The organism is Empedobacter sp. UBA7252 (assembly GCF_002472765.1).
In the GTDB taxonomy this organism is placed as follows: domain Bacteria; phylum Bacteroidota; class Bacteroidia; order Flavobacteriales; family Weeksellaceae; genus Empedobacter; species Empedobacter falsenii_B.
Map to the genome: position 1 here is coordinate 6,701 of NZ_DKSQ01000034.1, position 6,796 is coordinate 13,496.

Annotated in this window: 7 protein-coding genes; 6 read left to right on the plus strand and 1 reads right to left on the minus strand. The window is 31.9% G+C overall.

Translation table 11 applies throughout. From position 1 onward, the window contains the following. Positions 1–36 precede the first annotated feature (36 nt). Positions 37–726: a zinc metallopeptidase gene (locus tag B2X73_RS04780; protein WP_286475291.1), complete on the minus strand. Its 690-nt coding sequence runs from the start codon at positions 724–726 to the stop codon at positions 37–39. A 204-nt stretch (positions 727–930) separates the two neighbouring features. Between B2X73_RS04780 and B2X73_RS04785 the strand changes: the two genes are divergently transcribed. The 6 genes from B2X73_RS04785 to B2X73_RS04810 all read left to right on the plus strand — a co-directional run bounded on the left by B2X73_RS04785 (position 931) and on the right by B2X73_RS04810 (position 6,591). Then, positions 931–2,055, plus strand: coding sequence for a GNAT family N-acetyltransferase (locus B2X73_RS04785; protein ID WP_115002094.1), 1,125 nt, complete (start codon positions 931–933; stop codon positions 2,053–2,055). 223 nt (positions 2,056–2,278) lie between these two features. After that, a complete protein-coding gene (locus tag B2X73_RS04790) occupies positions 2,279–3,436 on the plus strand; it encodes a M14 family zinc carboxypeptidase (protein ID WP_291095859.1) in 1,158 nt (385 codons plus the stop codon). A gap of 35 nt (positions 3,437–3,471) precedes the next feature. Next, complete coding sequence (locus B2X73_RS04795; protein WP_280051598.1) at positions 3,472–4,023, plus strand: TlpA family protein disulfide reductase; 552 nt, start codon at positions 3,472–3,474, stop codon at positions 4,021–4,023. Next, positions 4,016–4,633, plus strand: coding sequence for a DUF4230 domain-containing protein (locus tag B2X73_RS04800; RefSeq protein ID WP_052217853.1), 618 nt, complete (start codon positions 4,016–4,018; stop codon positions 4,631–4,633). Before B2X73_RS04795 ends, B2X73_RS04800 begins: the two co-directional genes overlap by 8 nt. A gap of 121 nt (positions 4,634–4,754) precedes the next feature. Continuing rightward, on the plus strand, positions 4,755–5,795 hold the full coding sequence (gene lpxK / locus B2X73_RS04805; RefSeq protein ID WP_291095862.1) for a tetraacyldisaccharide 4'-kinase: 1,041 nt from the start codon (positions 4,755–4,757) through the stop codon (positions 5,793–5,795). Continuing rightward, complete coding sequence (locus tag B2X73_RS04810) at positions 5,779–6,591, plus strand: purine-nucleoside phosphorylase (RefSeq protein ID WP_280036054.1); 813 nt, start codon at positions 5,779–5,781, stop codon at positions 6,589–6,591. Before lpxK ends, B2X73_RS04810 begins: the two co-directional genes overlap by 17 nt. Positions 6,592–6,796 lie beyond the last annotated feature (205 nt).

Consider the following 6,796-nt stretch of genomic DNA (forward strand, 5'->3'; position numbering starts at 1 on the left):
TTTGAAGGGATTTTTTAATTTTATAATAATCAAGTTTTAATCTCGTCGTCCGCCCATTGCCATCATGACAAAATAAAGTAGTTGAGCTAACGAACCAATCGCTGCGACTACATAAGTTCTTGCAGCCCATTTTAATGAATCTTTTGCACCTTCATATTCGTTTGGCATCACCATGTTGTTTCCTTTTAACCAAGCTAACGCACGGTTCGAAGCATCGTATTCAACTGGTAAAGTAACAAAAGCAAAAACAGTTGTTACCGCAAATAAGAAAATACCAATCCACAGCAAAGTTGCATTTTTAGATGAAGCCATCACGACTAATCCTAACATTAAAATCCATTGATTTAAGCGCGATGCAACGTTTACCATCGGAACCATTTTTGAGCGTAATTGCAACATATTATAACCAACCGCATGTTGTACTGCGTGACCACATTCGTGCGCTGCAACAGCCGCTGCTGCCGCATTTCGTTCGTGGTAAACAACTTCCGATAAGTTTACCGTTTTATCAGCAGGATTGTAATGATCTGTTAATTGTCCAGGAGTAGAGATAACACGTACATCATGAATGTTATTGTCAGAAAGCATTTTTTCTGCAATCTCTTTTCCTGACATTCCATTTGCCAAATGTACTTTCGAATAATACTTAAATTTACGTTGTAATTGGTTGCTAACAAACCAGCTAATCAACATAAACAGTCCAATAATAATGTAATAACCTGTCATCTATTTCTATTTTATTTTTTAATCAATTTTAATATTCATTCAAAATTCAAAAAGTATTCCAATAAGTGAATAGAGACAAAAATAGCAGAAAAGTTGGTTTTTTGGCAGAGTTCTGTATTAAATCATGTAAAAAATGAACAAAAGCTGACATTTTGCTCAAAAATTTTTGAATTGAAATTACAAAACTTATTACCTTTGCGAGCTATGAGTATTCGCATAAAAGAAGTACAATCAAAACATGATTTGGAAGCATTTATTAAGTTTCCGATGAATTTGTATAAGGATAATCAATATTACGTTCCGCCCTTTATTAATGAGGAGAAGGAAACATTAGATGTTTCTAAAAACCCCGTTTTCAAAGATGCAGAAGCGCGTTATTTTCTTGCCGAAAAAGAAGGTAAGATTGTGGGACGTGTTGCGGCTATTATCAATTGGCAAGAAGTCAATAATCAACAAAAACGTAAAATGCGTTTCGGTTGGTTTGATATGATTGATGATATCGACGTCACGAAAGCACTTTTGGCAAAAGTTGCGGAAATTGGTAAAGAAAATCAATTAGAATATATAGAAGGACCAGTTGGTTTTTCGAATTTGGAAAAGGCAGGTTTGCTAACTTTCGGATTTGATAAATTGGCTACAATGGTTGGTTTATATAATTTTCCGTACTACGCGCAACACTTAGAATCGTTAGGTTTTGAAACTGCAAACGAATGGGTAGAATATGAATTGCCTGCACCAACAGAATTGCCAGAAAAAGTTATCAAATTCAATAAAATTATTCGAGAACGTTACAAATTACGAGAATTGAAGTTTACAAAAACTTCAGAGATTATTCCGTATGTTGACGAGATGTTCGATTTGTTAGATAAAACTTACAGCGAATTGGATACCTATGTACCAATTGCGGATTATCAAATTGAATATTACAAAAAGAAATATATTCCGTTTATTAATCCAGATTTTGTGAACTGTATTGTTGATGAAGACGGAAAAATGGTTTCGTTTGCTATTACGATGCCTTCGTATTCTAAAGCGATGCAAAAAGCGAAAGGTAAAATTTTTCCTTTTGGTTGGTGGCATTTGATGAGAGCAAGTAAAAATAATGATTCTGCTCAATTTTATTTGATCGGAATTGATCCAAAATTTCAAGGAAAAGGTGTTACAGCATTGATTTTTAATGCAATGTTTGATACGTTTAGAAACAACGGGATCAAATTTTTGGAAACAAATCCTGAACTAGCGGACAACGAAAGCATTCAAGTTTTGTGGAAAGCTTATGATCCTGTAAACCACAAACGTCGTAAAACTTTCAAGAAATCAATTCAGTAAAATATAAATAATAATGTTATATATTTTGAATTAAAATTCGTCAATTCGAGTGATTTTTAGAAAGATTATTTCTAAAAATTGTATCGAGAATTGATGAATTTTATCTTCTAAAACTTTATTCTCGATACAAAATTCTAAACGAATTTCACTCGAATTGACGGTTTTATTTATTTGATAATCAATATTTATAACATAAAACTTATAAACGTATAACGTAAAAAATATGTTTGATATTCATCAATTAGAGAAAGAATATTCAACTTTCAGACAAGAAGGTTTTGATTCGAAATGGTTAAATTTTGAAGCTTTAAATCACTATTTTTCATTAAAATCAATTCAAAAAGAACAAATTGGAACATCTTTTTTAGGAAACGAAATTTATAAATTAAGTTTCGGAACTGGAGAAAAACGTTTATTGATTTGGTCTCAAATGCACGGAAACGAATCTTCTGGAACGCGTGCAATGTTTGATGTAATTAATTTTTTTGAACAAAAATCTGAATTAGCTCAAACCATTTTATCTCAATTGACGATTGATTTTATTCCGATGCTAAACCCTGATGGTGCAAATGTTAATACACGTAGAAATGCGGTTGGAATTGACATTAACCGTGATTTTTTAGCAAAAGAATCAACAGAAATTCATGTTTTGTTAGATCAAGTGGAAAAAGGAAATTATCAAACCTTATTCAATTTGCATGATCAACGTACGATTTTCAATGTTGGACAAACCGCTAAACCAGCGACTTTATCATTTTTAGCGCCTTCTTATAATGTTGAAGAAGATGTGAACGAAGTTCGTGATAAAACGATGGGAATTATTCAGGCAATGAATACTGAATTACAAAAAGTGATTTCTGGTCATGTAGGTCGTTATACATCAGAGTTTTATCCGATGTCAACTGGAGATAATTTTACAAAAATGGGTTATCCTTGTGTATTGTTTGAAGCGGGACATTTTCCGAATGATTATCAACGAAATACAACAAGAAAATACAATGCATTGGCTATTTTAGGGGGATTGAATGCGTTAGCTACGCAAGAAAATTTTCCGTTTGATGAATATTTATCGATTCCTCAAAATGGACAAAAGTATTTGGATATTGTTATTCATAATGTTAAAATTCAAAATGGAGAAAACTCTTCAGTTGTCGATTTGGGAATTTATTTTGAAGATGAATACAACGAAGAAAATAATTCGGTAGAGCAAATCGCAAAAATTATTGAGATTGGTGATTTACGAAAATTTATTGGTCATCTCGAAATTGATGCTGAAAAACAAGTTTATAAAGGAACGACCAAAAATTATCCTTTATTGAATCAATTAGCGACTTTCGATATTGGCTCAATTAAAGTTGAAAATGGTCAAATCATTTCATAATTATTTATACATTTAACCTATAAACTAAAAATACAATGAAAAAAATATTGGCAATTGCACTTGTGGCAATGTTGGGTTTTTCTACACAATCGTTTGCTCAAAATAAAGTGTTGAATCGTACGATTACAGCTGAAAATGGGAAGAAAATGTTGACGGGAGAATTTACAAGAAAAGCGTTGGAAGAAGATGATTTTAAGGATTGGTACCACCACGAATATGAAACGTACGAAGTTGAAAAAAGTAAATTGAAAGGTTTAAAAGATTTACGCAATTATCGTTTGGAAGTTTTTGTAGGAACTTGGTGTCCAGATTCTCGTCGTGAATTGCCGCGTTTGTACAAAATTTTAGATGATATTAAATTTCCTCAAAATCGTTTGAAAGTGATTGGTGTAAACCGTCAAAAGAAAAGCTTCAACGGAGAAGAAATCAATAAAAATGTGACGCACGTTCCGACAATTATCGTATATAATAATAAAAAAGAAGAAGTTGGTAGAATTGTAGAATCTCCAGTTTCGGGCTATTTAGAAGAAGATTTGGCACAGATTGTGAATGGTACGCCATTGACTCCAAATTATGCAAATGAATAATTTAAAGAAAATAATTCTTGTCGTTGTAGCCTTCATTTTTGGTGTGATGATAACATATTTCATCATGGATAAATTCAAATCTGAAAGCTATACCGAACAATCTCATGTGATTGCGTATCAAATCGAACGAATGAATAAAATGATTGTTGCAGAACAAACTTATTCAGATTTATACAATCACACGTCAAAGAAATCGTTGCCAGGTTTAACTGATATTTTTTCTGCGGATAAAAAGGTGACACTTTTGGTGAAAGCCAAAGCGCAAGCAACATATGATTTGAAAAAAATGGATATTGAATTGGATTCGGTGAATAAAAAAATTATCATCAAATCTATTCCTCCAGTTGAAATTCAAGTGTATCCAGATGTTAGTTTTTATGACATGGATCAAAGTGTTTTCAATAAATTTAGTAAAGATGATTTGAACGGAATTAAGAAACGTGCTGTAGAGCATGTAGAAAAAACCGTTGATCAAACCAAACTAAAACAAGAAGCACATCAACAATTAATTCAAAATCTTGGCGATTTGTATTTCCTTGCCAAAACCTACGGTTGGAAGATAGAGGATAAAACGAGTTACGCCAACGAATTGAATAAATTATACGATTAATAAATAATTAAAAACCTGTTCCGATAGAATAGGTTTTTTTTCGCTGAATAAAGAAATGAAGTGTTTCTTTTTTTAGAATTAAAATTGAAAATAGTATTTTCGCTTAATATTAAAAATAAAAATGAATTGGCGTAGATTTTTACTTCCATTTTCTGGTTTATATTGGATTGGAACTTCGGTTCGAAATCTGTTTTACAATATAGGAATGATGCGTTCATCATCATTCAAAATTCCAATTATTAATGTTGGAAACCTGTCTGTTGGCGGAACGGGAAAGTCACCTCATATTATGTATTTAATTGATTTGTTGAAAGACGAAAAATTAATTGCAACATTGAGTAGAGGATATGGACGAAAAACAAAAGGTTTTTTGATTGCAAATTATTCATCCAAAGTTTATGATATTGGAGACGAACCAATGCAGTTTTTTCAACGTTTCAAGAACAGAATTTTGATTGCAGTTTGCGAAGATAGAGCTTTTGGTGCGCAAAAATTAATTGACCATTACAATGCAGATGCAATTTTGTTGGATGATGCTTATCAACATCGTGGAATAAAAGCTGGTTTCAATATTTTGTTGACTGATTACAATAATCCATATTACAAAGATTTTTTATTACCAGCAGGTGATTTGAGAGAGAGTAGAAGTGGAGTTCGTCGTGCAGATATTGTTATTGTAACGAAATGTCCAGACAGAATATCGGAGGAAAAGCACAAAGAAATTTCGAAAAAGATTAAGTTAAGATCTCATCAGCAATTATTTTTCTCGAAAATTGTTTATGATAACAAATTGATTGGGAAATTGGATAATGTTGAGAAATCGACTTGGAAAAATCTGAATGTTATTTTAGTTACAGGAATTGCTAAAACAGATGGTTTGGTAAAATTTGCAGAAGAAAACTTTGCAAATGTCTTGCATTTAGAATATCCAGATCATCATAATTTTAGTCAATCAGAAATTGAGTATATTTACAAACGATACGAAGATACGGAAGGTAGAAAGCGTTTTGATAAAATTATCATGACAACAGAGAAAGATTATATGCGTTTGATGGAAGAATCCATGATAAAAGACGATTTATACTACATTCCGATTAGTATCGATATTAACGATAAAGAAAAATTTAATCAAACTATTTTAGAGTATGTTGGACAGAATTAATGAGGCTGTAAAGTACATCAATAATTTATTGCCAGATCAACCAGAATTTGTAATTGTGTTAGGGTCTGGATTAGGAAAATTAGAAGATGAAGTAGAAAATAAAGTTGTTATTAGCTACAAAGATATACCAAACTTTCCTCAAGTAACAGTAGAAGGGCACAAAGGTCATTTAGTATACGGAACTATTTTAGGTAAAAAAGTTTTGATGATGGCTGGTCGTTTTCATTACTACGAAGGATATTCGATGGAAGAAGTAACGTTCCCAATGCGTGTATTTAACGGATTAGGAATTAAGAAAGTTGTTTTATCGAATGCTTCTGGAGGTGTTAATCCAAATTTCCAAGTTGGCGATATTTGTTTGGTAAAAGACCATATTAATATGATGCCAGAACATCCTTTACGTGGAAAAAATATCGACGAATTAGGACCTCGTTTTGTGGATATGTCAAAAGCTTATGACAGAGAAATGTTGAATGAAGCAGCAGAATTTGCAAAAGCGAATGATATCCTGGTTCATCAAGGAGTTTATGTAGGATTACAAGGACCAACTTTCGAAACACCATCAGAATACGGATTGGTTCGTTTTATTGGTGGAGATTGTGTTGGTATGAGTACAGTTCCTGAAGTTATTGTTGCTCGTCACATGGATATGCGCGTTTTTTGTTTATCTATTATTACAGATTTAGGTGGACCAGAAATTTCATTTGATGTTTCGCACGAAGATGTATTAAATGCAGCGAATACAGCAATGCCAAATGTAATTCGCGTGGTAAAAAGCGTAATCGAGAATTGTTAATTTTTGATATTACTTAGATAAATTAATAAGCCAACTGAAAAGTTGGTTTTTTTTTTATTTTAAAGTATTTATAAAAGCTACTATTTATTGAAAATCAAAATTTTATAAATATTGTTGAAAAAGAGTAGTAATTATTTTGTAACGGTTCTTATTGCTTAGTATTTCAATCTATTTCCGATAACTCTGTAATCTTCCCTAAAAAACG

Coding starts and splice junctions, on each gene's coding strand:
- B2X73_RS04790 (WP_291095859.1), top strand. CDS start 2,279: ATGTTTGATATTCATCAATTAGAGAAAGAATATTCAACTTTCAGACAA.
- B2X73_RS04785 (WP_115002094.1), top strand. CDS start 931: ATGAGTATTCGCATAAAAGAAGTACAATCAAAACATGATTTGGAAGCA.
- B2X73_RS04780 (WP_286475291.1), bottom strand. CDS start 726: ATGACAGGTTATTACATTATTATTGGACTGTTTATGTTGATTAGCTGG.
- B2X73_RS04810 (WP_280036054.1), top strand. CDS start 5,779: ATGTTGGACAGAATTAATGAGGCTGTAAAGTACATCAATAATTTATTG.
- B2X73_RS04795 (WP_280051598.1), top strand. CDS start 3,472: ATGAAAAAAATATTGGCAATTGCACTTGTGGCAATGTTGGGTTTTTCT.
- lpxK (WP_291095862.1), top strand. CDS start 4,755: ATGAATTGGCGTAGATTTTTACTTCCATTTTCTGGTTTATATTGGATT.
- B2X73_RS04800 (WP_052217853.1), top strand. CDS start 4,016: ATGAATAATTTAAAGAAAATAATTCTTGTCGTTGTAGCCTTCATTTTT.